This window comes from Streptomyces sp. NPDC001904 (assembly GCF_040297005.1).
GTDB lineage: Bacteria > Actinomycetota > Actinomycetes > Streptomycetales > Streptomycetaceae > Streptomyces.
On the sequence record NZ_JBEOYI010000008.1, the window covers coordinates 229,974 to 250,661 of the forward strand.

A 20,688-nucleotide genomic window follows, 5' to 3' on the forward strand; every position below is an offset into this window, starting at 1 on the left:
CTGTGGCGCCTGTGGCGCCGATTCGCTAGGGTCCTGCCCCATGGCACACAACCCCCAGGGCCCGGGCCCCGAAGGCAACATCGACCCGGCGGGCAGCACCCAGATGTTCCGCGCTTTCGTCGACGAGGGCGGCACGCCCACGCCGCGCGCGGAGGCGGCACCGGTGAAGTCCGGTCCCGGTACGGGACTGATCGTCGGCATCGTGGTCGCGATCGTCGTGGTGGCGGCGGTGGCCTGGCTGGCGCTCAAGTAGCGGCCCGCCGCGCCCTCACTTCCATTTCACGGAGACGTCCCGCGTCTCGACATGCATGCCGAGCGGTACGCGCCAGGAGTCGACGCAGACCGTCCACGTCTTCTCCTTCTTCTCCCCGGGCCCGATGGGCACGGGGAGTTTTTCTGTCGACTCGATCGTCGCCCAGTCGACGCCGAGCGACCCGATGATGTGGGTCTCGAAGGTCACGGTGCCCGAACGCACCGCGGTGCCACCGGAGTTGTGCAGCGCCAGGGTCACGTCCTGGCACCAGCGGTCGTCGGCGTCCTCCAGTACGGGGTCGCCCACCTTCAGGGCGGCGGGGGTGGCGGGTGCGGAGGTGCCGCCGCCCGCGGGGGTTCCGGAACCCGAGCCGGACCCGGAGCCCGATCCTGATCCCGAGCCGGATCCCGATCCCGATCCCGATCCCGAGCCGGACGGGGTGCCCGCCGTGCCGCCGCCCTTGCCGCCGCTCGCGGAGCCGGAGCCGGAGGGGCCGGCCGCCCCTGATGAGCGCGGGGACCCTCCCTCTGCGTCCGGCGACCCGGCGCGGGGCGGGCCCGCGGCGGACGACGATCCGCCACCGCCCCCCTTGCCGCCGCCGCTCTCCCGCCCGCTCCCGGAGGACGCGGGGGAGTCCGGGTCCAGCGGCACGAGCTGCACCTTTCCGGTGGGCGCGACGCTGTCGCCCGGCGCGGCAGAGCCGCCGGCGGCTCCCACGGCCACGTATTTGGAGGGCCCGCCGTCCCCGCCGAAGGCGACGGTGGCGGCTCCGCCGAGCCCCACCACGGCGGCCGACGCGACCCCGACGGCGACGCCCCTACGTCCTCGTACCCACGTCCGCAGCATCGCGCCAGTGTGTCTGACGGTCCGTCAATTAGGAACCCTCGGGGAGCTCCGGCCCCGGAAAAGACGTCGGGGCGACGACCCGGCCGGGTCGTCGCCCCGTGACATCCGTCCGCGACGGTCAGTCCGCGATCAGGCCCTCGCGCAGCTGCGCCAGGGTCCGCGTGAGCAGCCGGGACACGTGCATCTGCGAGATCCCGACCTCCTCGCCGATCTGCGACTGCGTCATGTTCGCGAAGAAGCGGAGCATGATGATCCGGCGCTCGCGGGGCGGCAGCTTGGCGAGGAGCGGCTTGAGCGACTCCCGGTACTCGACGCCCTCCAGAGCGGTGTCCTCGTACCCGAGCCGGTCCGCCAGCGAGCCCTCGCCGCCGTCGTCCTCGGGGGCCGGGGAGTCGAGCGAGGACGCGGTGTAGGCGTTGCCCACCGCGAGCCCGTCGACGACGTCGTCCTCCGAGACCCCCAGCACCGCCGCGAGTTCGGGCACGGTCGGCGACCGGTCCAGCTTCTGCGCCAGCTCGTCACTGGCCTTGGTGAGGGCGAGCCGCAGCTCCTGGAGGCGGCGCGGCACCCGCACCGACCAGGACGTGTCCCGGAAGAACCGCTTGATCTCGCCGACCACCGTCGGCATCGCGAAGGTCGGGAACTCGACGCCGCGCTCGCAGTCGAACCGGTCGATCGCCTTGATCAGGCCGATGGTGCCGACCTGGACGATGTCCTCCATCGGTTCGTTGCGGCTGCGGAAGCGGGCCGCCGCGTACCGCACCAGCGGGAGGTTCAGCTCGATGAGGGTGTCGCGGACGTAGGCCCGCTCCGGGCTGTTCTCGTCGAGCGAGGCGAGCCGCAGGAAGAGGGAGCGGGACAGGGTGCGCGTGTCGATGGGTCCCGTCGACACCGGCGTGATCGGAGCCTCCGGCGCGACCGGCGCCGCGGAGGCCTCCGGAGCCGGGGCCGGGGTCGTGGCCGAGGCCTGGGCCGGAACAGGAACAGGCGTGTCGGGCGAGAGCGTGAGCACCTTCGAGCTGCCCTGGTCTGCGGACATGCCACCCCCTTGAGGTCGCGGACGGTCGCGGCGGACGCTCCCGTCAGGTAGGAACGCAGCCTCCACCTGAATACCGGACGCGGGGCTGCGCCAAACGCGGTTCCAGCAGAATGTCACATGTCGGCAACACGCTGTAGTGACATGTCGACATGGATGGGGCGAATCAGCGCTGATAGCAGGGGGTGTGGCTGAAGAGGGCGGCGTTTTCGCCGGGAAATCCCCGCAGAACCGGTCTACCCGATTCAGCTACGCCTCGATCCTGTTTGCGGATCGAAGTCGGGCGAAGCTGCGGGCGAGGAGTCTTGACACATGCATCTGTGAGACACCCAGTTCGGCGCTGATCTGGGACTGCGTGAGGTTGTTGTAGTAGCGCAGGAGCAGGATCCGCTGCTCGCGTTCGGGCAGCTGTACGAGCAGATGCCGTACGAGGTCGCGGTGTTCGACGCCGTCCAGCTCCGGGTCCTCGTAGCCGAGCCGGTCGAGCAGCCCCGGCATCCCGTCGCCCTCCTGCGCGGCCTCCAGGGAGGTCGCGTGGTACGAGCGGCCCGCCTCGATGCAGGCGAGCACCTCGTCCTCGCCGATGCGCAGCCGCTCGGCGATCTCGGCGGTGGTCGGGGAGCGGCCGAAGGCGGTGGTCAGGTCCTCGCTCGCGGCGTTCACCTGCACCCACAGCTCGTGCAGGCGCCGCGGGACGTGCACGGTCCGTACGTTGTCGCGGAAGTAGCGCTTGATCTCCCCGACCACGGTCGGCATGGCGAACGTCGGGAACTGCACGCCGCGGTCCGGGTCGAACCGGTCGATGGCGTTGATCAGTCCGATCGTGCCGACCTGGACCACGTCCTCCATCGGCTCGTTGCGGCTGCGGAAGCGGGCCGCCGCGTACCGCACCAGCGGCAGGTTCGCCTCGATCAGGGCGCCGCGCACCCGCGAGTGCTCCGGGCTGCCCGGCAGCAGGTGCTTGAGCTGGCCGAAGAGGACCTGGGTGAGCGCCCGGGTGTCGGCCCCGCGCGACTTCGCGGTCGACGCCTGGGGCGCCGGTGTCTGTGGCACCTGTTGTGCTTGAGGTGCTTCTTGAGGCGCAGTACTGGCCGGCACGGTCAACCCCACCTCTGTTTCGTCAACTCTTCGATCAAAAGCGGTCATAGCATCACAAGACATGTGCACTGTGTGCAAGCACCGCATAACTACGTGTTGACGGGCCAGTTAGGGGCCGGCGGGTGTCCGGAGACAGCGAAAAGCCCCTCACCGTTCAGGTGAGGGGCCGCTCGATCGTGTGACGCGGGGAGCGTCAGAACTCGTAGTCCGCGATCACCCACGTGGCGAACTCGCGCCACTGCGCGACGCCCGCCTGGTGCGCCGGGTGTTCCAGGTACCGCTTGAGGGCGTCGGTGTCCTCGACCGCCGAGTTGATCGCGAAGTCGTACGCGATGGGCCGGTCGGTGATGTTCCAGTCGCACTCCCAGAACGTCAGCTCGGGGATCTGCCCGCCCAGCGCGCGGAAGGCCTCGACGCCCTCGACCACACGGGGCTCGTCGCGGCCGACGCCGTCGTTGAGCTTGAACAGGACCAGATGGCGGATCACGGGCGACGCTCCTCTGCCGGGCTCACTTGCCGCCGTTGGCCACCCAGGTCATGAAGTCCCCGATGGACCGCGCGGCGGACGATATGCCCTCGAACCCTATCTGGACGTAGTCCGCGGCCTTGGCGGGGTCGGTGATGATCAGATACAGCACGAACACGATCACCACGAAGAGCCCTATTTTCTTCGGATCCATCGCGTCCGGCCTCCCCTTGCCCCGTGCCCCGGTGTCCTGTGGTGCCAGTGTGTGCCCTGGTGCCGGGCGCGAGTCTAACGTGACGTTCCCTCACCCGACCTTTAAGGACCAACGACCCCTCGTTCCAGGCCCTTTGCCGCGTCCCGGCGGTGTGCGCGTGCCGGAGGATAGGTGATGAGCCCGGAGGATCTGGCAGGAATCCGACGGGCAGGGACAGGACCCCGACTGCGGGGTTCACGCCGCGTCTTCCCCCCTGAAGCGGCGTGGGCTGACGGGAGTCCGTCCTCATCGGGGGAAGCGGTTCGCCCCCCGAAACCGCTTCCCCCGCCCCGAGCGGGACGAGATCCCCGGTGCCCCTGGTCAGGCGCCGGGGATCTTTGTGTGCGCGGAGGCGGTACGCGGGCATGCAGAACGCCCCTCTTCCTCGGTGATCCGTGGAAGAGGGGCGTTGTCAGCGGTAGCGGTGGGATTTGAACCCACGGTGACGGGTTACGCCACACTCGCTTTCGAGGCGAGCTCCTTCGGCCGCTCGGACACGCTACCGAGAGGAACTCTAGCCCATAGGTGGCCGTGGTTTGAAATCCGTTTCCCTGAAGAAGCGGGTGAGGGGTTCGGCGCACTCGTCGGCGAGGACGCCGGCGACGACTTCGGGGCGGTGGTTGAGCCGCCGGTCGCGGAGCACGTCCCACAGGGAGCCGGCCGCCCCGGCCTTGTCGTCACGGGCTCCGTAGACGACGCGGTCGAGGCGGGACTGGACGGCGGTGCCCGCGCACATGGTGCACGGCTCCAGGGTGACGACGAGCGTGCAGCCGGTCAGCCGCCACTCTCCGAGCCGTCGGGCGGCCCTGCGGATCGCCAGGACCTCGGCGTGAGCGGTGGGGTCGCCGGTCAGCTCGCGTTCGTTGTGCGCGGTGGCGAGGACCGTCGTGCCGTCCGGGGCGAGCAGGACGGCGCCGACGGGGACGTCGCCGCCCGCCGCGGCGAGCCCGGCCTCGGCCAGGGCCTGTCGCATGGCGGGCCGCCACGGATCACGTACGGGATCGGGGGTGTCGGGGATGGCGGGGCTGTCAGGGGGCAGGGGCGTCACGGCCAGGAATCTAACCCCGGCGGCGGGGCCCCGGGGTCAGCGGACCGTCTCGAGGACCTCCGCGGCGCCCAGGGCGTCGGCGATCTCGCTCAGGGCGTCGGCCCCGTCGAGCGCGAGCAGCTCCTTCTCGGAGACGCCGAGGTCGGCGAGGATGTCCCGGTCCCCGAGCGGCCCCGCGGGCACCGCCTCGGAGCTCTGGCCACCGCCGTCGTCCGTGTCGTCGTCGCTGTCGTCGGCGGCCTGCTCCGGCTCGCCGTCCTCGGTGCCGTCCAGGTCGAGGGCATCGAGCTCGTCGGCGTCCGGATCCTTGCCGAGCAGTTCGTCGGTGAGCAGGATCTCGCCGTAACTGCTGCGAGCGGCGGCCGCCGCGTCCGAGACGTAGATGCGAGGGTCGTCCTCGCCGTCCACGCGGACGACGCCGAACCACGCGTCCTCCTGTTCGATGAAGACGAGGACCGTGTCGTCCCCCGCGTCGGCCTCGGCGGCCGCTTCGCGGGCCAGGTCGGACAGGTCCGACAGGGTCTCCACGTCGTCGAGCTCTGTGTCGCTCGCTTCCCACCCGTCTTCGGTGCGCGCGAGCAGTGCGGCGAAGTACACCGTGACTCTCCCACTGGTCTCAGTGCCGGTCGGGGGTCCCCCCGGCGGAGTCTGATGGACGGGAGTGCAGTTCAAGCCCCGCCCACTCGGAATCGTGGCAGAAAGAACGCCGTCAGGAGAGGTCTTCCGCGCGCTGTGTTGGCGTCGCGTCCCCGACAGGCCACGCACACCCGTGTCTGGTGTGAGCCGCGTCACGCGCGGGGCGCCGCTGAGCCGCCCGGAGCCGGTGCCCGGCGCCGGGCGCGCCGCGGCGTCACCAGCGGAACGTGCGCATCCGCATCTGCTGGCGCATGCGTGCGGCCCGGGCGCGGCGCGGCTGGACCCGGGCGCGCAGTTCGCGTGCCTCGGTCAGTTCCCGCAGGAACACCGCGCGACGGCGCCTTCGTTCGGCGTCCGTCTCGGGCTCGGGACGCTCCGCCGCCGCTATGCCATCGGCCGTGTCATCGGCGGAGGCCGACCGCGCTCGGCGCTTGCTGTCCGGCATGAGCCACATCACCACCCCACTCGACGGGTCCTCTCCATTGTCCCCGACCCTCCGATTTCCCTTCTGGCGCGCTGTTGATGCCTGTGGGGCGCCTGTTCCGGGCGGCTGTGCGGGGGAGCCGTGGGTCCGGGGCCCGGTTACTGTTGAGGACATGCGGATCCACGTCGTCGACCACCCGTTGGTGGCGCACAAACTCACCACGCTGCGCGACAAGCGCACCGACTCCCCGACCTTCCGGCGCCTGGCCGACGAGCTGGTCACCCTGCTCGCCTACGAGGCGACCCGGGACGTGCGCACCGAGCAGGTCGACATCGACACCCCGGTCTCCCGGACGACGGGCGTGAAGCTGTCGTACCCGCGCCCGCTGGTGGTGCCGATCCTGCGGGCCGGTCTCGGCATGCTCGACGGCATGGTGCGGCTGCTGCCGACCGCCGAGGTGGGCTTCCTCGGCATGGTGCGCAACGAGGAGACGCTGCAGGCCTCCACGTACGCCACGCGCATGCCGGACGACCTCTCCGGCCGCCAGGTCTACGTGCTGGACCCGATGCTCGCCACGGGCGGCACGCTCGTCGCGGCGATCCAGGAGCTCATCAAGCGCGGTGCGGACGATGTCACCGCCGTGGTGCTGCTGGCCGCGCCCGAGGGCGTCGAGATCATGGAGCGGGAGCTGGCCGGGACGCCGGTCACCGTGGTGACCGCGTCGGTCGACGAGCGGCTGAACGAGAGCGGGTACATCGTGCCCGGCCTCGGTGACGCCGGTGACCGGATGTACGGCGCCGCGGAGTAGCTCCGCCGGCCACGACGAAAGCCGCAGTCGCGTCCGCTCATGTACCGAGCAGACGCGACTGCGGCTTTTCTGTGGTTGCTCGCGCCGTTCCCCGCGCCCCCTACGGGGCGCAGCTCGGGGATGCGGAAGAGGTCGGTTCCGGGTGGGTCAGCGCCGAGAGCGCCTTGTCGGCGTCGGCCTTCGACGACAGGCCCTTGAACTGCTTGCCGATGATCAGGTCGACCTCGGTCGGCTTGGCGCGGGTGTCCGACTTCAGCTCGGCGCCCGCCAGCTGTGTGCCGAGCACCGGCAGCGCCGCGTCGGAGGCCGACTTGGCGCCGAGCAGTATCCCGACGCCCGTGACCTTCTTGTCGTACGTCTTTGTCGCGTTTCCTACGTCCCCGATGGCGAAGCCGCGCTTCTTCAGCTCGTCGGCGGTGTCCTTCGCCAGGCCGCCGCGGGTCGTGGCGTTGAGGACGTTGACCTTGATCTTCGCGGGGGCGGGCAGCTTCGCCGCGGCCTTGGCGGGGGACGGGCTCGTGCTCGGATGCTTCGGGCAGTCCGCGGCGCCGGAGCCGGCCGCGCTGGCCTTCCGACCGCCGGTGAAGACATCGACGAGCTGGAACGATCCCCAGCCGATCAGGCCGATCGCCGCGACGGACGCGACGACGGCGAGCACGATCCTGCTGCGCGAGCGGCCGCGCCGCATACGGGGGTACTTGTCCCCCGTGATGCGGTACTTGCCGCCCATGCCGGGGGGAGTGAGCATGCTCATGGGCGCAGCGTAGTGCCGCCCGGCGGCGATGCCTATTAAATGATCAGTGGTGGCCGCTCAGTCCAACCCGAAAGGGCCAATGCGGACTTGAGGGACCCTCGGCCGCCGGGGTGCGTCAGCCGAGTTCGAGGACGCGGGCGTGCAGCACCTGGCGCTGCTGGAGCGCGGCGCGGACGGCGCGGTGCAGCCCGTCCTCCAGATACAGATCGCCCTGCCACTTCACGACGTGCGCGAAGAGATCGCCGTAGAACGTCGAGTCCTCGGCGAGCAGCGTTTCCAGGTCGAGCTGACCCTTCGTCGTCACGAGCTGATCGAGGCGGACCGGGCGCGGCGCGACGTCCGCCCACTGCCGGGTGCTTTCCCGGCCGTGGTCGGGGTACGGCCGGCCGTTTCCGATGCGCTTGAAGATCACACGGAAAGCCTACCGGGCCGGGCTCTCCGGGCGCAGCCATGGAGACGGAGTGCGACCCTGTGAAATACCGCCCTGAACCGGGGCGAAACAGGACCACTCAAACCCGGGACAGGGGCCTGAAATGAGTGACAGCGAGCCGATGGCGGGCGGACAGGCGCAGGGGGCGGACCCGTCCGGGGGAGAACGCGGCGTCTCCTTGACGCAGGAGACGGAGCCTGCGGAGCCGGAGGCCGCGGAAGGGGCGCACCCCGAGACCGTCACCGGCGGCCCGGCACTGCCCGCCGGAGCGCTGGAGATCGCCGCCGGGTACGCGTTCACCGGGCCGGCCCTCGACCTCGGCGCGCTGCTCTGGGACGGGCAGTGCCACCCGGACGCCCAGATCCGCATCCCGCTGCCGATGCTGAACCGGCACGGCCTCGTCGCGGGCGCCACCGGCACCGGCAAGACCAAGACCCTCCAGCTCATCGCGGAGCAGCTGGCCGCGCAGGGCGTCCCCGTCTTCCTCGCCGACATCAAGGGCGACGTCTCCGGCATCTCGGCGCCGGGCGAGGACGGCGAGAAGGTGCGCGAGCGGGCCGGGCAGGTGGGACAGGAGTGGCGGGCCACCGGCTTCCCGTGCGAGTTCTACGCGCTCGGCGGCATCGGCACCGGCATCCCGCTGCGCGCGTCCGTCACCAGCTTCGGCCCGGTCCTGCTGTCGAAGGTCCTCCAGCTCAACCAGACGCAGGAGCAGTCGCTAGGCCTGATCTTCCACTACGCGGACCAGAAGGGCCTGGAGCTCTACGACCTGAAGGATCTGCGGGCGGTCGTCACCTTCCTGACCTCGGACGAGGGCAAGCCCGAGCTGAAGACGATCGGCGGTCTGTCGAGCGTCACCGCCGGGGTGATCCTGCGGGCCCTGACCGCGTTCGAGGCGCAGGGCATGGGGGACTTCTTCGGGGAGCCGGAGTTCGACACCAGCGAGCTGTTGCGGACCGCCTCCGACGGGCGGGGCCTGGTCTCCGTACTGGAGCTTCCCGCCGTGCAGGACAAGCCGCAGCTGTTCTCCACGTTCCTGATGTGGCTGCTCGCCGATCTGTTCCAGCGGCTGCCCGAGGTCGGTGACGTGGAGCAGCCGAAGCTGGTGTTCTTCTTCGACGAGGCGCACCTGCTCTTCAACGGTGCGTCCAAGGCGTTCCTGGAGGCCATCACGCAGACCGTGCGGCTGATCCGGTCCAAGGGCGTCGGCATCTTCTTCGTGACGCAGACCCCGAAGGACGTGCCCGCCGACGTCCTCGGGCAGCTCGGCAACCGGGTGCAGCACGCGCTGCGCGCCTTCACGCCGGAGGACCAGAAGGCGCTGAAGGCCACCGTCAAGACGTTCCCGAACTCCGGGTACGACCTGGAGGAGACGCTGACCTCGCTCGGCACCGGCGAGGCCGTGATCACCGTACTCAGCGAGAAGGGCGCGCCGACGCCGGTCGCGGCGACCCGGCTGCGGGCGCCGGAGTCGCTGATGGGGCCCGTGGAGGCGGGGGCGCTCGACGCGGCCGTGAAGGGGTCGCTGCTGTACTCGCGGTACGCCGATGCCGTGGACCGGGAGTCGGCGTTCGAAAAGCTGACCGCGCGGGAGGCCGAGACGGCGGCCCGCAAGCAGGCCGAGGCCGATGCCGTCGCGGCGGAGAAGGAGGCCCGGGCTGCCGCCCGGGCCAAGCCGGCGCGGGACGACTCCGTCGTGGACCAGGTCGTGGGCAGCGGGATCTTCAAATCGCTGGCCCGCTCGATGGGTACGCAGCTCGGCCGCGAGATCTCCCGCTCGATCTTCGGCACTCGGCGCCGCTAGGCGGCTCGTTCGGCCACCGGGCCGCACACGACGAACGACCCGGAGGCGTGGTGAGGGCCGGGCGGCCGGGGTGGCCGCCCGGGGGTGTTCAGCTGCCGGATCGCTTCTGCGGACCCTGCGCGGACCGCTTGCGGGTCGGCGCGGGTTCCGGTGACTGATGGGCGCGGGCGTCGCGCGCGGCCTCGGCGCGGAGCAGGGCGCGCAGCAGGGCGTACGGGTCCTTGGGCATGGTGGGGCGTCCTTTCGGTGCTGACAGGGGAGATGAAGGGGTCCGGGAGGTGCCGGACCTGTCAGCAGCGCAGGACGACGGTGCGCAGGGCGCGGTGGGACAGACGTGCGGGGTGCTCGGCGGGGGTGGGCCCGAGCGGGACCGCCCGGGGGACCGGCCGCGGCGGCGGAGCCGTGAGCAGCCGCGTCGGATGCCCGGTGGGCAGCCGGAGGGCGGCCTCGGGGGTGTCGTGGTGCTCGGCGCCCTCACAGGAGGCCGCGGCCACCGGGAGCGGGGCCGCCGCCTCGGCGGGCGGCGCGGCGAACGGCGCGAGCAGCAGCGCGAGCACCAGCAGGAGCGCGCCCGCCCACGTCCGGGCACGGGGGCCCGGCGCGGTGGGGATCGGCGCGACACTCATGCGTCGACTTGTCCCCCGGACGCGCCCGTGACGCAATCACCGGGCGCCCTTTTCCCCTCTCATGGGCTACACGGACGTCAGCCGGCTGACGACTTGGCGGCCTTCGCGGCCTTCGCCGCCGCCTTCATCTCCTGCTTGTGCGCGCGGACCTTCGTCAGGGACTCGGGGCCGGTGATGTCGGCGACCGAGCGGAACGCCTTCGCCTCGCCGTAGGCGCCGGCCGCCTCGCGCCAGCCCGTGGGGCGCACGCCGAGCTGCTTGCCGAGCAGGGCGAGGAAGATCTGGGCCTTCTGCTTACCGAAGCCGGGCAGCTCGACGAGGCGGGCCAGCAGTTCCCTGCCGGTGCCGACACCCGTCCAGACGGCCGCGGCGTCGCCGTCGTAGTGCTCGACGAGGTACTGGCACAGCTGCTGGATCCGCTTGGCCATCGAGCCGGGGTAGCGGTGCACGGCCGGCTTGGCGGAGAGCAGCGCGGCGAACGCCTCCGGGTCCCGGGCGGCGATCTCGTGGGCGTCGAGGTCGTCGGCGCCGAGCCGGTCGGCGATCGTGCGGGGTCCCGCGAAGGCCCACTCCATGGGCACCTGCTGGTCGAGCAGCATGCCCACCAGCGCGGCGAGCGGGCTGCGGCCCAGCAGTTCGTCGGCGGCCGGGTCCTGGGCGAGGTGGAGGGTGACGTCCATACGTCGATGATGACCCACCGGCGCGCTCCCGACATGTGGGGATTAGGTTAGGCTCACCTAATAAATGTGGAAGGCGAGTGGGGGAACGGTGAACTTCGAGGTCTTCCGGGACGCGTGGGGGATACCGCATCTGCGGGCGGGCGGCGCGTCGGCTCTCGCGTACGCGCAGGGGTACGTGACCGCCGCCGACCGGGGCTGGCAGATCGAGGTCGAGCGGCACCGGATGCTCGGCACCTCCGCCGGGCTGCTCGGTGCGGGCGAGGCCGGCTGGGACGCCTTCGCGCGGCGGGCCCGGCTCGCGGACACCGCCCGGCGCTGCCACGACGCCCTCGACCCGGACACCCGTGCGTGGGTGGCCGCGTACGTCGACGGGGTCAACCGGGGCCTGCGCGACCAGGGCGGCCGGGCGCCGGAGTTCGCCCGGACCGGCGGAGCGCCGGGGCGCTGGGAGCCGTGGACGCCGCTCGGGGTGTGGCTGTCGACGCACGTGCTGTTCGCCGGGTTCCCCGGGAAGCTGTGGCGCGACGAGGTCGTGCGGCGGCTCGGGGCGGACGCGGTGGACCTCTTCGCGACCGACGGTCCGGGCACGCTGGGCAGCAACGGCTGGCTCGTCGGCGCGGCGCGCGCCGCGGACGGCGGCGCGCTGATCGCCGGCGACCCGCACCGGTACATCGAGGACCCGGGCGTCTACCAGCAGATCCGGCTGGCCTGCCCGGAGTTCGACGTGGTGGGCCTCGCCGTGCCGGGCGTCCCCGGCATCGGGCACTTCGGGCACGCGGGCTCCGTCGCCTGGGCCATCACCAACGCCATGGCCGACTACCAGGACCTGTACCGCGAGCGGTTGCGGCGCACCGGCGACGGCGGTGTCGAGGCGCTGGGCCCCGACGGCTGGCGCCCGGCCCACGCCCACAGGGAAGACGGCGTGGACGGTGTCGAGGTCGTCGAGACCGAGCGCGGAGTCGTCGTCATCGGCGGCCCCGACGAGGCGGACGGCGAGGGCATCAGCCTGCGCCAGCCCGCCCGCGTCTTCGGCAACCTGGGGTTCGCCACGCTGCCCGCCCTGCTGCGCGCCCGGACCGTGGCCGACGTCGACCGGGCCCTGGAGGGCTGGGCCGAGCCGGTCAACGTCGTGCTCGCCGCCGACACCGAGGGCGGCACGCTGCACCGGGTCGCGGGCACCGTGCCCCTGCGCGACCCGGAGAACAGGGTGCGGGTGGTGCCCGCGTGGGAGGAGCGGTACGCGTGGCGCGGTGTCCACGCACCCCTGCCGCGCGCCGAGGTCGACGGCGTCGCCGTCATGGCCAACGAGCGGTCCCTGGCCGCGCCGCTCGGCACCGAGTTCGCACCGCCCCACCGCGCCCGGCGCATCGCCGAGCTGCTCGCGGAGCGGGAGACCTGGGCCGCCGCGGACATGGCCGCCGTGCACACCGACACCGAACTCGCCTCCGCCCGGCCCCTGCTGGGACTGGTCGAGCGGCTGGACGGACTCACCCCGGCCGGGGCCGTGCTGCGCGAGTCGCTGCTGAACTGGGACCGGCGGATGGCCGCCGGGAGCGTGCGCGCCGCCGCGTACGCACGGGTGCGGTCCGCCGTCGTCCGCCGGATCGCCGCCCATCCGTCGCTCGCGGACCTGACCGGCCTGGCCCCCGCCTACCCCGAGGTCTTCCGCCCCTGGCTCGCGCTCGTCCCGCGCGTCGCGTACGGCCTGGAGAACCTGCTGACGGCCGCCCGGCTCCCGTACGGGGACCGGCTCGCCGCCGTCCGGGAAGCGGTCGAGGAGGTCGCGGGAGTGCCGGAGACGACCTGGGGCGAGCTGCACCGGCTCGCCGCCTGGCAGGCGCTGCCCGACCCCGGCGCCGAGCGGCCCGCCCTCGACGGCGACCACGACTGCGTCCTGTCCACGTCGAGCGTGCCCGGCATCACCGACCTCGCCGCGCGCGGGCCCGCCGCCCGCTACGTGTGGGACCTCGCGCGGCGCGAGAACAGCCGCTGGATCGTGCCGCACGGCGCCTCCGGCATCCCCGGCACCGCCCACCACCGCGACCAGCTGCCGCTGTGGCTGCGCGGTGAACTCGCCCCGGTCGTCACCGACTTCGACCGGCTGACCCCTACCGAGGAGACCCCCGTGCTGGACGTGTACGAGCGGACCGTCGACGGATTCGGCACCTTCCGGCTCACCCCCGTGGACCCGGCCGGAGCCGACATCGACGTCCTGCACGGCTGGGTGCGCGACGAGCGCGCCACCTTCTGGGGGATGACCGGCCTGGGCCGCGACGACGTCCGCGACATCTACGCGCACATGGCCGGCCTCGACACCCACCACGCGTTCCTGGTCCGCCTCGACGGGGTCCCGGTCGCGCTCTTCCAGACGTACGAACCGGAGGCCGACCGGGTCAGCGAGTGCTACGAGGTGCGGGACGGGGACGTCGGCGTGCACCTGCTCGTCGGTCCGCCGACCGGGGACGCGGGCGGCCGGCGCGGCTTCACGGCGGCGCTGGTCGGCGTGCTCGTCGCCTACGCGCTCGACGGGCTCGGCAGGAAGCGGATCGTGGTCGAGCCGGACGCCCGTAACGACAAGGCGGTCGCGCTGTTCACCCGCTCCGGGTTCGAGGTCGTCGGCGAGATCGTGCTGCCGGAGGTGGACCTGCCCGAGGTGCACCTGCCGGAGAAGCGCGCGCAACTCGCCTTCTACCAGGGCTGATCGCGCTACGAGCGGACGATCAGCAGGACCGAGGCCGTGACGCCGACCGTGACGATGACAGCCCGCAGCGCGGTCGGCGGCAGCCTCCTGCCCAGGCGGGCGCCGAGCAGGCCGCCCGCCGTGGAGCCCGCCGCGATCAGCCCCGCCACCGCCCAGTCGACGTCGGCGACCGCGATGAAGACCACGGCGGCGATCCCGTTGACCAGGGACGCGAGCACGTTCTTCGCGGCGTTCAGGCGTTGCAGGTCGTCGCGGAGCACCGCCCCGAACATGCCCATGAGCAGCACGCCCTGGGCCGCCCCGAAGTAGCCGCCGTAGACGCCCGTACCGAGGACGCCGAGCCACATCGGCAGCCCGCCGTCGGTACGCGTGGCCCCCCTTTGATCCTGCCGGGCCTTCATCCAGCGGTTCAGGCGCGGCTGGACCAGGACGAGGACGCACGCGGTGATGATCAGGACGGGCACGATCGCGCGGAACGCGGCGTCGGGCAGCCGCAGCAGGAGCAGCGCCCCGGCCAGCCCGCCGAGCAGCGACGCGGTACCGAACCGCACCAGTCTCCGCCGCTGGCCCCGCAGTTCGCGCCGGTAACCGTACGCGGCGCTGAGCACCCCGGGCACCAGCCCCACGTTGTTCGAGACGTTCGCGAGCACCGGCGGGTAGCCGAAGGCGAGCAGGGTCGGGAACGTGATCAGGGTGCCGGAGCCGACCACCGCGTTCATGCCGCCCGCCGCGACCCCGGCGGCGCCGATCGCCACCGCTTCCACCACGTCCACCGCTCGCCGCTCCTCGCAGGTCAACGGGTCGGCACCCGCCCGGAGTTCGCGACCTCCGTGACGGGTTGCCGCCCTGGGCCGTCCCGCCGACGATCGTGCGCCGCGCCCCCGACCCAAGTCAATCCTCGGGTTTTCTTGCAGATACCCAAGCTGTAGCTTCGACCGGTGTGACCCTCGACGACCTCCGCGTCTTCGTCGCCGTCTGCCGCGCGGGCAGTCTCAGCGCCGTCGCACGCGACCTGTCCTGCACGCAGTCGGCCGTGAGCCAGCACGTCAAACGGCTGGAGAAGGAGACCGGGATCGGGCTCCTCGAACGGCACGCCCGCGGGGTCGTGCCCACCCCGGCGGGCCGGATCCTGCGCGCCGCGGCGGCCGACGGGATCGGCGCCCTCGACGACGCGCTGCGCCGCCTGGACGACCTGGCGCGCGGCGCGAGCGGCTCGGTGCGGGTGACCACGGGCGCCACCTCGGTACGGCACTTCATGGCCGAGGCGATCGTCGCCTACCGGCGCGGGCACCCGCAGATCAGCCTGGAGTTCCAGACGGTCAGCTCCAGCCGCAGCTGCTTCGAGGCGCTGGCCGCGCACGACCTGGACCTCGCCTGGATCACCATGGGGCCCGTCGAGCGCGGGATCGAGCTGCGGCCGGTGGTCGAGCTGCCCTGGGTGCTCGCCGTGCAGGAGCACGACCCGCTGGCCGCCAGGCTGTCCGTCGAACCGGCCGACCTGGCCGAATCGGCGCAGCTGATCCTGCCGCCCGAGCACTCCACGTCCCGCTCCCACCTCGACGACCGGTTCGCCGAGCTGGGCATCGCGGACGCGACGTCCGCCGGCACCGGCATCGCCGACTGGGACACCGCCGCGCACCTGGCGCAGCTGGGCCTCGGCCACGCCGTCGTCCCCGACCTGCCGGGCCTGCGCGGTCCCGGCCACCCCGGGCTCGTCCTGGTCCCCGTCCCCTGCCTGCCGCCGCTCCAGGTGGGCTGGGCGGTGCGCCGCTGGGCCGCGCTGTCGCCGCCCGCCCGGGCCTTCGCGGACCTGGTGGAGGGCAGCTGCCCCGGCGCCGCGGTGCGCCCGAACGGCTGACGCGGCCTCGCGCGGGCCGCCCGTCCCGGCGACCCTGACCTCATGACGACCACACACCATCTGGCCGCTCTCGCCGACGACCATCTCGCCGCCGCCCGCTCGGCCCCGCACGGCCGCAGCGCCGAACTGATCCTGCACGAGGACCAGTTGCGGCAGAGCGTCATCGCCCTGGTGGAGGGCAGCGCCCTGGAGGAGCACAACGCCCCGCCCGCGGCCGCCCTCCAGGTCCTCACCGGCCGCGTCCGCCTCACCGCCGTCTCGGGCGACGTGGAACTGGGGCCCGGCGACCTGCGGCCGATCCCTCAGGAGCGGCACGGGCTGCTGGCGCTGACCGACGCGGTGGTGCTGCTCACCGCCGTGACGGCCTGACCCGGCCCGTCCTCACAGCACGCTGCCGAGCGCCTTCTCGGGCTCCAGGGCGGCGCCCTCCCGGAAGCGGGCGTCGTACGCGGCCCCGCCCAGGGCCCCGAGGGCCCTGGCCGCGATCCGCTCCACATCGCCCCGCTCGGCCGCGGGCAGCGGCGCCCCGACGCCCCGCCGGGCCGCGTCCGCCGCCCCCAGCAGCAGCGCGGCCCCCGCCGCGTCGCCCGCCAGGGACACCGCCCCGGCCAGCCCTTCGAGCGTCAGCGCGTAGGCGCGCGGCTCGGCGAGGACCCGGGCGGCGTCGAGGCCGCACAGATGGTGCGCCCGGGCGGCGGCCGCGTCCCCGCCCAGCTCGGCGAGGAACCCGAACTCGGCCGCGCGGAGATGGTCGCCCGCGGGGGAGGAGACGTCGCCGTGGGTGTCGCGCAGCCGGGTCAAGTGCGCGTGCGCCGCGTCGAGTTCACCGGCGCGCCGGGCGCCGAGGGCCAGCCCCATCTCGGCGTGCACCTCCCCGTACCGGTAGCCCTGCTCCACGGCCCGGGCGCGCGCCTGTTCGTGCAGGTCGCGGGCGCGGGCGAAGTCGTGCCGCAGCAGGGCGACGCGGCCGAGCCCGGACAGGCGGGCGGCGACCTCGGCGGCGAGCCCGAGGTCCTGGGCGAGGGCGAGCCCGGCCCGGCCGAGCCGTTCCGCATCCTCGTACGCGCCGCGGATCTCGGCCAGCGCGGCGAGCGGCCCGACGGTCTGCAACTCACCCCACCGGTCGCCGAGTTCACGCAGGAGCGCGGCCGCGCGCCGCCCGTCCCGTTCCAGGGCGGACAGCTCGCCGCGGATCAGGGCGTGCAGGGCGCGCAGGGCGAGGGTGGCGGCGGTGGCCCAGGTGTCGTCCGGCGGCGGGCACGCGTCGAGCCGGCGCCCACAGGCGTCCGGGTCACCGCCGTGGAACAGGGCGTGGGCGAAGAGCCAGGACGTGGGGGCCGAGACCTCGCCCGCGGGGGGTGCGGCGGCCGGGCTCACGGCCCCGGTCAGCAGCCCGAACGCCGTGTGCAGAGCGGGGAGGTCACCGGTCCGGCCGAGGTCCGGCAGGGCGGACAGGGCCCGGTGCCCCTCGGTGAGCCGCCCGCGCAGCAGCCACCACCAGGCGAGCGCCGCGCCGAGCCGCCGTGCCGCGGCCGGGTCGGCCCGCACCGCCTCGTCGAGGGCGGCCCGCAGGTTCCCGGACTCGGCGTCGAGCAGGCCCAGCCACTCCTGCTGTCCCGCGCCGCGCAGCCGGGGGGCGGCCCGTTCGGCGAGCCCGAGGAAGTACCGCAGATGCCGCTCCCGTACGGCGGCGGCCTCCGCCTGCTCCGCCAGCCGCTCCAGGGCGTACGCGGAGACCGACTCCAGGAGCCGGTAGCGCGGCCGGGGCCCGGGGACGGCCACCACCAGGGACCGTTCGACCAGCCGCGTCACGAGGTCGGGGACCTCCTCGCGGGCCACGCCGTCGCCCGCGCACACGGCCTCCGCCGCGTCCAGGGTGCAGCCGTCGCGGTGCACGGCCAGGCGCCGCAGCACGATCCGCTCCGGCGCGCCGAGCAGCTCCCAGCTCCAGTCGAGCACCGCCCGCAGGGTCCGCTGCCGTGCCGGGACGCCGCGCTGCCGCGCCCCGAGCAGCCGGAACCGGTCGTCGATCCGCGCCGCCAGTTCGCGTACGCCCAGGGCCCGTACGCGGGTGGCGGCCAGTTCGACGGCGAGCGGGATGCCGTCGAGGCGGCGGCAGATCTCGGCGACGGCCCCGGGGGCGTCGGCGGGGTCGTAGCCCGGCGCGGACGCGGTGGCCCGCGCCGTGAACAGGCCGATGGCGTCGGCCGGCCGCAGCGGCTCCACGGGCCGCACGGCCTCCCCGGAGCCGGTCAGCCCGAGGGGTTCCTGACCGGTGGCGAGGACGCGCAGCCGGGAGGTCGAGCGCAGCAGCGTGTACGTCAGCTCGGCGGCGGCGTCGACGACGTGCTCGCAGTTGTCGAGGACCAAGAGGGCGTCGCGCTCACGCAGGGCGTCGGCGAGCCGCCGCACGGGGCCGCCGTCGGGCCGGGGCAGCGGGCCCGCGTGGGGTGCGTCCTCGCGCAGGCCCAGGGCGGCGGCGACGGCCTGGGCGAGATCGTCGACGTCACTGCCGCCGGGCAGCCCCGCGAGTTCGACCAGCCACACGCCGCCGGGCGCGGAGTACTGCCGGGCGGCCGCCACGGCCAGCCGGGTCTTGCCGACACCGCCCGGGCCGGTCAGCGTCACCAGGCGGTGGGCGGCGAGGAGACGGGAGACGGCGGCGAGATCCGGGGCGCGGCCGAGGAGGGGAGTGGGCGGGGCCGGGAGACGGGCGGCGGGGCCCGCCGGCGGTGCTGCCGGATGGGCCGCGCGGGGTGTCGCCGGGGGATCCCCGGGCGTCGGCTCGGAGTGCCACTTGTCGAGGTGCAAAGGATCGGGGCGCCACGGCTCGGGATGCAGTGGCTCGGGCTGCAATGGATCAGAGTGCAACGGCTCGTGCCGGAGCATCCGGGCGTGCAGGGCGGTCAGCTGCGGGGTGGGATCGACCCCCAGCTCCCGTGCGAGGGCCCGGCGCAGCTCCTCGTACGAGGTGAGGGCCTCGCCCTGCCGCCCGGCGAGATACAGGGCCCGTATGTGCAGGGCCCGCAGCCGCTCCCGCAGCGGATGCCGGGCCACGAGCCCGCCCAGCTCACCGGCGACCAGATCGTGCCGCCCCGACGCGATCCGGGCGGCGGCCCGCTCCTCCAGCGCGACCAGGCGCACCTCCTCCAGCCGCCGCACCGGCCCCCGGACGAACGCGGCGTCGGCGAAGTCGGCGAACGCCGGTCCGCGCCACAACTCCAGCGCGGCGTCGAGGAGTCCGGCCCGCTCCGCCGGATCCGCGGCGGCCCGCGCCCGCTCCACGAGGTCCCGGAACGTCACCGCGTCCACCTCGGCGCCCGTCAGGTCGAGCCGGTAGCCCGGCGCCTGCCGCACCACCCGCGAGCGGCCGACGGCCCGGCGCAGCTGGGACACCTTGGCCTGCAGCGCGTTCGCGGGTTTGCCCGGCGGCCGCGCGCCCCACAGCTCCTCCACGAGCCGGTCCACGGAGACGACCCGCCCCTCGTGCGCCAGCAACACGGCCAACAGCGCCCGCACCTTCAGCTCGGGAACCCCGACCGCGTCCCCGCCGGCGCCCTCGCGGACGACGAGTCCCCCCAACACCCCGAACCACATGGGGAAACGGTAGCGCCCGGCTCCGCGCCCGCACGGCGTCCGCCGACAGCCGTCATCAGTACTTCATCAGCGCTCCCGAACCGCACGGGGACAGGATCGCTCCCGCCCACCAGAACCCCGGCAGGGAAGCGGACCATGTCTGACACGACGACCACAGGGACCTCGCAGCAGCCACCGGAAGCGGGGGCGGCACCCGCGACGAGACTCCCCCTGCCCGCCCTCCTCGCCCTGGCCACCGCCGTCTTCGTCACGAGCCTCACCGAGACCCTCCCGGCAGGCCTCCTCCCGGCGATGAGCCGCTCACTGGGCGCCACGGAGTCGGCCACCGGCCAGACCGTCACCGTCTACGCCGCCGGAACCTTCCTCACCGCGATCCCCCTCACCGCCGCGACGGCCGGCTGGAACCGCGGCCGTCTCCTGCTCACGGCCATGGCCGGGTTCGCCGTCGCCAACACGGTGACGGCGCTCTCCTCCTCGTACGCCCTGACGATGACGGCCCGTTTCGTCGCCGGTGTCGCTGCCGGTCTGGCCTGGGCGCTGCTGGCCGGCTACGCGCGCCGCCTCGCCCCGCCGGACCTGGAGGGCAAGGCCATCGCGATCGCCATGGCGGGCATCCCGGTGGCGCTCTCCCTCGGCGTCCCGGCCGGCACCTTCCTCGGGACGACGCTCGGCTGGCGCACCGCGTTCCTGGCGATGACGGGGCTCACGGTCGTCCTCCTCGCCTGGATCCGTCTGACGGTCCCGGGCCACCCCGGCCGGGAACGCTCGGCCCGCACCCCGATGCGGCACGCCCTCCGGGCCCCCGGCGTACCCGCCGTCCTCACCGTCACCCTGGTCTTCGTCCTGGCGCACACGATCCTCTACGCGTACATCGCCACGTTCCTCGACGACGTCGGCCTGGGCGGCTCGACCGACCTGATCCTGCTGGTCTTCGGCGCGGCCTCGCTGCTGTCCATCTGGGCCGTCGGCGCGCTCGTCCACCGCAGGCTGCGCGGGCTCACGCTCGCCGGAACCGTCCTGGTGGCCGTGGCCGCGACCCTTCTCGCGCTGACCGGCGGCTCCACCGTGCCGGTCTACGTCGCAGCCGCCCTGTGGGGGCTCGGCTGGGGCGGCGTCCCGACGCTGCTGCAGACGGCGGCGGGCCGCGCGGGCGGTGAACAGGCCGACGCCGCCCAGGCGTTGCTGGTCACGCTCTGGAACGTCGCGATGGCGGGCGGCGGCGTCGCGGGCGGCGTCCTGCTGCACCTGGGCGGCCCGGCCGCGCTCCCGTGGGCGGTGCCGCTGCTCCTGGCGCCGGTTCTGGCGGTGATCACCGTCTCCCGCGACCACGGCTTCCCCCGGCAGCCGTGACCCCACGGCCCGCGCCCGGC

Annotated in this window: 22 protein-coding genes and 1 tRNA gene; 7 read left to right on the forward strand and 16 right to left on the reverse strand. The window is 73.7% G+C overall.

The genetic code is table 11. From position 1 onward, the window contains the following. Positions 1–40: 40 nt before the first annotated feature. Positions 41–253, forward strand: a complete 213-nt coding sequence (locus ABT127_RS16075) for a hypothetical protein (protein ID WP_351449602.1) — start codon at positions 41–43, stop codon at positions 251–253. 15 nt (positions 254–268) lie between these two features. On the opposite strand, the gene ABT127_RS16080 is transcribed toward ABT127_RS16075, so the two are convergent. The 9 genes from ABT127_RS16080 to ABT127_RS16120 all read right to left on the reverse strand — a co-directional run bounded on the left by ABT127_RS16080 (position 269) and on the right by ABT127_RS16120 (position 6,081). Continuing rightward, entirely contained in the window at positions 269–1,099 is an 831-nt protein-coding gene (locus tag ABT127_RS16080) for a hypothetical protein (protein WP_351449605.1), read from the reverse strand. Between the two features lie 118 nt (positions 1,100–1,217). Continuing rightward, the gene (locus ABT127_RS16085) at positions 1,218–2,138 is read right to left on the reverse strand and encodes an RNA polymerase sigma factor SigF (RefSeq protein WP_351449607.1); all 921 of its coding nucleotides are present in this window, start codon (positions 2,136–2,138) and stop codon (positions 1,218–1,220) included. 246 nt (positions 2,139–2,384) lie between these two features. Then, on the reverse strand, positions 2,385–3,281 hold the full coding sequence (locus ABT127_RS16090) for an RNA polymerase sigma factor SigF (protein WP_351449609.1): 897 nt from the start codon (positions 3,279–3,281) through the stop codon (positions 2,385–2,387). 145 nt (positions 3,282–3,426) lie between these two features. After that, positions 3,427–3,720: a Dabb family protein gene (locus tag ABT127_RS16095; protein ID WP_351449612.1), complete on the reverse strand. Its 294-nt coding sequence runs from the start codon at positions 3,718–3,720 to the stop codon at positions 3,427–3,429. A gap of 22 nt (positions 3,721–3,742) precedes the next feature. Continuing rightward, the gene (locus ABT127_RS16100) at positions 3,743–3,913 is read right to left on the reverse strand and encodes a hypothetical protein (protein WP_351449614.1); all 171 of its coding nucleotides are present in this window, start codon (positions 3,911–3,913) and stop codon (positions 3,743–3,745) included. 455 nt (positions 3,914–4,368) lie between these two features. After that, positions 4,369–4,456: transfer RNA gene (locus tag ABT127_RS16105), tRNA-Ser, on the reverse strand. A 10-nt stretch (positions 4,457–4,466) separates the two neighbouring features. Further along, a complete protein-coding gene (gene tadA / locus ABT127_RS16110) occupies positions 4,467–4,925 on the reverse strand; it encodes a tRNA adenosine(34) deaminase TadA (RefSeq protein WP_351449890.1) in 459 nt (152 codons plus the stop codon). A 111-nt stretch (positions 4,926–5,036) separates the two neighbouring features. Next, positions 5,037–5,597, reverse strand: coding sequence for a tRNA adenosine deaminase-associated protein (locus tag ABT127_RS16115; protein ID WP_351449616.1), 561 nt, complete (start codon positions 5,595–5,597; stop codon positions 5,037–5,039). Positions 5,598–5,850: 253 nt separating this feature from the next. Then, a complete protein-coding gene (locus ABT127_RS16120) occupies positions 5,851–6,081 on the reverse strand; it encodes a hypothetical protein (protein WP_351449619.1) in 231 nt (76 codons plus the stop codon). A gap of 151 nt (positions 6,082–6,232) precedes the next feature. Here ABT127_RS16120 and upp point away from each other — a divergent pair, with 151 nt between their 5' ends. Next, positions 6,233–6,868, forward strand: a complete 636-nt coding sequence (gene upp, locus ABT127_RS16125) for a uracil phosphoribosyltransferase (protein ID WP_111667532.1) — start codon at positions 6,233–6,235, stop codon at positions 6,866–6,868. Between the two features lie 100 nt (positions 6,869–6,968). Here upp and ABT127_RS16130 read toward each other — a convergent pair whose 3' ends face one another. Further along, the gene (locus tag ABT127_RS16130; RefSeq protein WP_351449622.1) at positions 6,969–7,622 is read right to left on the reverse strand and encodes a LytR C-terminal domain-containing protein; all 654 of its coding nucleotides are present in this window, start codon (positions 7,620–7,622) and stop codon (positions 6,969–6,971) included. 115 nt (positions 7,623–7,737) lie between these two features. Continuing rightward, positions 7,738–8,034: a type II toxin-antitoxin system VapB family antitoxin gene (locus ABT127_RS16135; RefSeq protein ID WP_003955420.1), complete on the reverse strand. Its 297-nt coding sequence runs from the start codon at positions 8,032–8,034 to the stop codon at positions 7,738–7,740. A 121-nt stretch (positions 8,035–8,155) separates the two neighbouring features. Here ABT127_RS16135 and ABT127_RS16140 point away from each other — a divergent pair, with 121 nt between their 5' ends. Continuing rightward, positions 8,156–9,856, forward strand: coding sequence for a helicase HerA-like domain-containing protein (locus tag ABT127_RS16140; protein WP_351449624.1), 1,701 nt, complete (start codon positions 8,156–8,158; stop codon positions 9,854–9,856). Positions 9,857–9,944: 88 nt separating this feature from the next. On the opposite strand, the gene ABT127_RS16145 is transcribed toward ABT127_RS16140, so the two are convergent. The 3 genes from ABT127_RS16145 to ABT127_RS16155 form a co-directional block, all read right to left on the reverse strand. Continuing rightward, a complete protein-coding gene (locus ABT127_RS16145) occupies positions 9,945–10,085 on the reverse strand; it encodes a hypothetical protein (RefSeq protein WP_351449627.1) in 141 nt (46 codons plus the stop codon). Between the two features lie 61 nt (positions 10,086–10,146). Next, positions 10,147–10,482 (reverse strand): hypothetical protein, encoded by a 336-nt coding sequence (locus ABT127_RS16150; RefSeq protein WP_351449630.1) that lies wholly within the window; start codon positions 10,480–10,482, stop codon positions 10,147–10,149. A gap of 77 nt (positions 10,483–10,559) precedes the next feature. Beyond that, entirely contained in the window at positions 10,560–11,162 is a 603-nt protein-coding gene (locus tag ABT127_RS16155) for an HhH-GPD-type base excision DNA repair protein (protein WP_351449632.1), read from the reverse strand. Positions 11,163–11,226: 64 nt separating this feature from the next. Here ABT127_RS16155 and ABT127_RS16160 point away from each other — a divergent pair, with 64 nt between their 5' ends. Further along, positions 11,227–13,863, forward strand: a complete 2,637-nt coding sequence (locus ABT127_RS16160; RefSeq protein WP_502971710.1) for a GNAT family N-acetyltransferase — start codon at positions 11,227–11,229, stop codon at positions 13,861–13,863. A gap of 5 nt (positions 13,864–13,868) precedes the next feature. Here ABT127_RS16160 and ABT127_RS16165 read toward each other — a convergent pair whose 3' ends face one another. Next, complete coding sequence (locus ABT127_RS16165; RefSeq protein WP_351449638.1) at positions 13,869–14,636, reverse strand: sulfite exporter TauE/SafE family protein; 768 nt, start codon at positions 14,634–14,636, stop codon at positions 13,869–13,871. A gap of 167 nt (positions 14,637–14,803) precedes the next feature. Between ABT127_RS16165 and ABT127_RS16170 the strand changes: the two genes are divergently transcribed. Both ABT127_RS16170 and ABT127_RS16175 read left to right on the forward strand, forming a co-directional pair. Further along, positions 14,804–15,721 carry a LysR family transcriptional regulator gene (locus ABT127_RS16170; protein WP_351449641.1) on the forward strand — a complete coding sequence of 306 codons (918 nt, stop codon included), beginning with the start codon at positions 14,804–14,806 and terminating at the stop codon, positions 15,719–15,721. Between the two features lie 42 nt (positions 15,722–15,763). Then, on the forward strand, positions 15,764–16,090 hold the full coding sequence (locus ABT127_RS16175; protein ID WP_351449644.1) for a cupin domain-containing protein: 327 nt from the start codon (positions 15,764–15,766) through the stop codon (positions 16,088–16,090). A gap of 12 nt (positions 16,091–16,102) precedes the next feature. Here ABT127_RS16175 and ABT127_RS16180 read toward each other — a convergent pair whose 3' ends face one another. After that, the gene (locus ABT127_RS16180; protein ID WP_351449647.1) at positions 16,103–19,318 is read right to left on the reverse strand and encodes an AfsR/SARP family transcriptional regulator; all 3,216 of its coding nucleotides are present in this window, start codon (positions 19,316–19,318) and stop codon (positions 16,103–16,105) included. Positions 19,319–19,453: 135 nt separating this feature from the next. On the opposite strand from ABT127_RS16180, the gene ABT127_RS16185 reads away from it, so the two are divergent. Continuing rightward, positions 19,454–20,668 (forward strand): MFS transporter, encoded by a 1,215-nt coding sequence (locus ABT127_RS16185; protein ID WP_351449650.1) that lies wholly within the window; start codon positions 19,454–19,456, stop codon positions 20,666–20,668. Positions 20,669–20,688: the final 20 nt, after the last annotated feature.

What these genes read in the sequence shown, in the direction of transcription:
- ABT127_RS16075 (WP_351449602.1), top strand. Translation starts at nt 41, where the DNA reads ATGGCACACAACCCCCAGGGCCCGGGCCCCGAAGGCAACATCGACCCG.
- ABT127_RS16080 (WP_351449605.1), bottom strand. Translation starts at nt 1,099, where the DNA reads ATGCTGCGGACGTGGGTACGAGGACGTAGGGGCGTCGCCGTCGGGGTC.
- ABT127_RS16085 (WP_351449607.1), bottom strand. Translation starts at nt 2,138, where the DNA reads ATGTCCGCAGACCAGGGCAGCTCGAAGGTGCTCACGCTCTCGCCCGAC.
- ABT127_RS16090 (WP_351449609.1), bottom strand. Translation starts at nt 3,281, where the DNA reads ATGACCGCTTTTGATCGAAGAGTTGACGAAACAGAGGTGGGGTTGACC.
- ABT127_RS16100 (WP_351449614.1), bottom strand. Translation starts at nt 3,913, where the DNA reads ATGGATCCGAAGAAAATAGGGCTCTTCGTGGTGATCGTGTTCGTGCTG.
- tadA (WP_351449890.1), bottom strand. Translation starts at nt 4,925, where the DNA reads ATGCGACAGGCCCTGGCCGAGGCCGGGCTCGCCGCGGCGGGCGGCGAC.
- ABT127_RS16120 (WP_351449619.1), bottom strand. Translation starts at nt 6,081, where the DNA reads ATGCCGGACAGCAAGCGCCGAGCGCGGTCGGCCTCCGCCGATGACACG.
- upp (WP_111667532.1), top strand. Translation starts at nt 6,233, where the DNA reads ATGCGGATCCACGTCGTCGACCACCCGTTGGTGGCGCACAAACTCACC.
- ABT127_RS16130 (WP_351449622.1), bottom strand. Translation starts at nt 7,622, where the DNA reads ATGAGCATGCTCACTCCCCCCGGCATGGGCGGCAAGTACCGCATCACG.
- ABT127_RS16140 (WP_351449624.1), top strand. Translation starts at nt 8,156, where the DNA reads ATGAGTGACAGCGAGCCGATGGCGGGCGGACAGGCGCAGGGGGCGGAC.
- ABT127_RS16145 (WP_351449627.1), bottom strand. Translation starts at nt 10,085, where the DNA reads ATGCCCAAGGACCCGTACGCCCTGCTGCGCGCCCTGCTCCGCGCCGAG.
- ABT127_RS16150 (WP_351449630.1), bottom strand. Translation starts at nt 10,482, where the DNA reads ATGAGTGTCGCGCCGATCCCCACCGCGCCGGGCCCCCGTGCCCGGACG.
- ABT127_RS16155 (WP_351449632.1), bottom strand. Translation starts at nt 11,162, where the DNA reads ATGGACGTCACCCTCCACCTCGCCCAGGACCCGGCCGCCGACGAACTG.
- ABT127_RS16160 (WP_502971710.1), top strand. Translation starts at nt 11,227, where the DNA reads ATGTGGAAGGCGAGTGGGGGAACGGTGAACTTCGAGGTCTTCCGGGAC.
- ABT127_RS16175 (WP_351449644.1), top strand. Translation starts at nt 15,764, where the DNA reads ATGACGACCACACACCATCTGGCCGCTCTCGCCGACGACCATCTCGCC.
- ABT127_RS16180 (WP_351449647.1), bottom strand. Translation starts at nt 19,318, where the DNA reads ATGTGGTTCGGGGTGTTGGGGGGACTCGTCGTCCGCGAGGGCGCCGGC.
- ABT127_RS16185 (WP_351449650.1), top strand. Translation starts at nt 19,454, where the DNA reads ATGTCTGACACGACGACCACAGGGACCTCGCAGCAGCCACCGGAAGCG.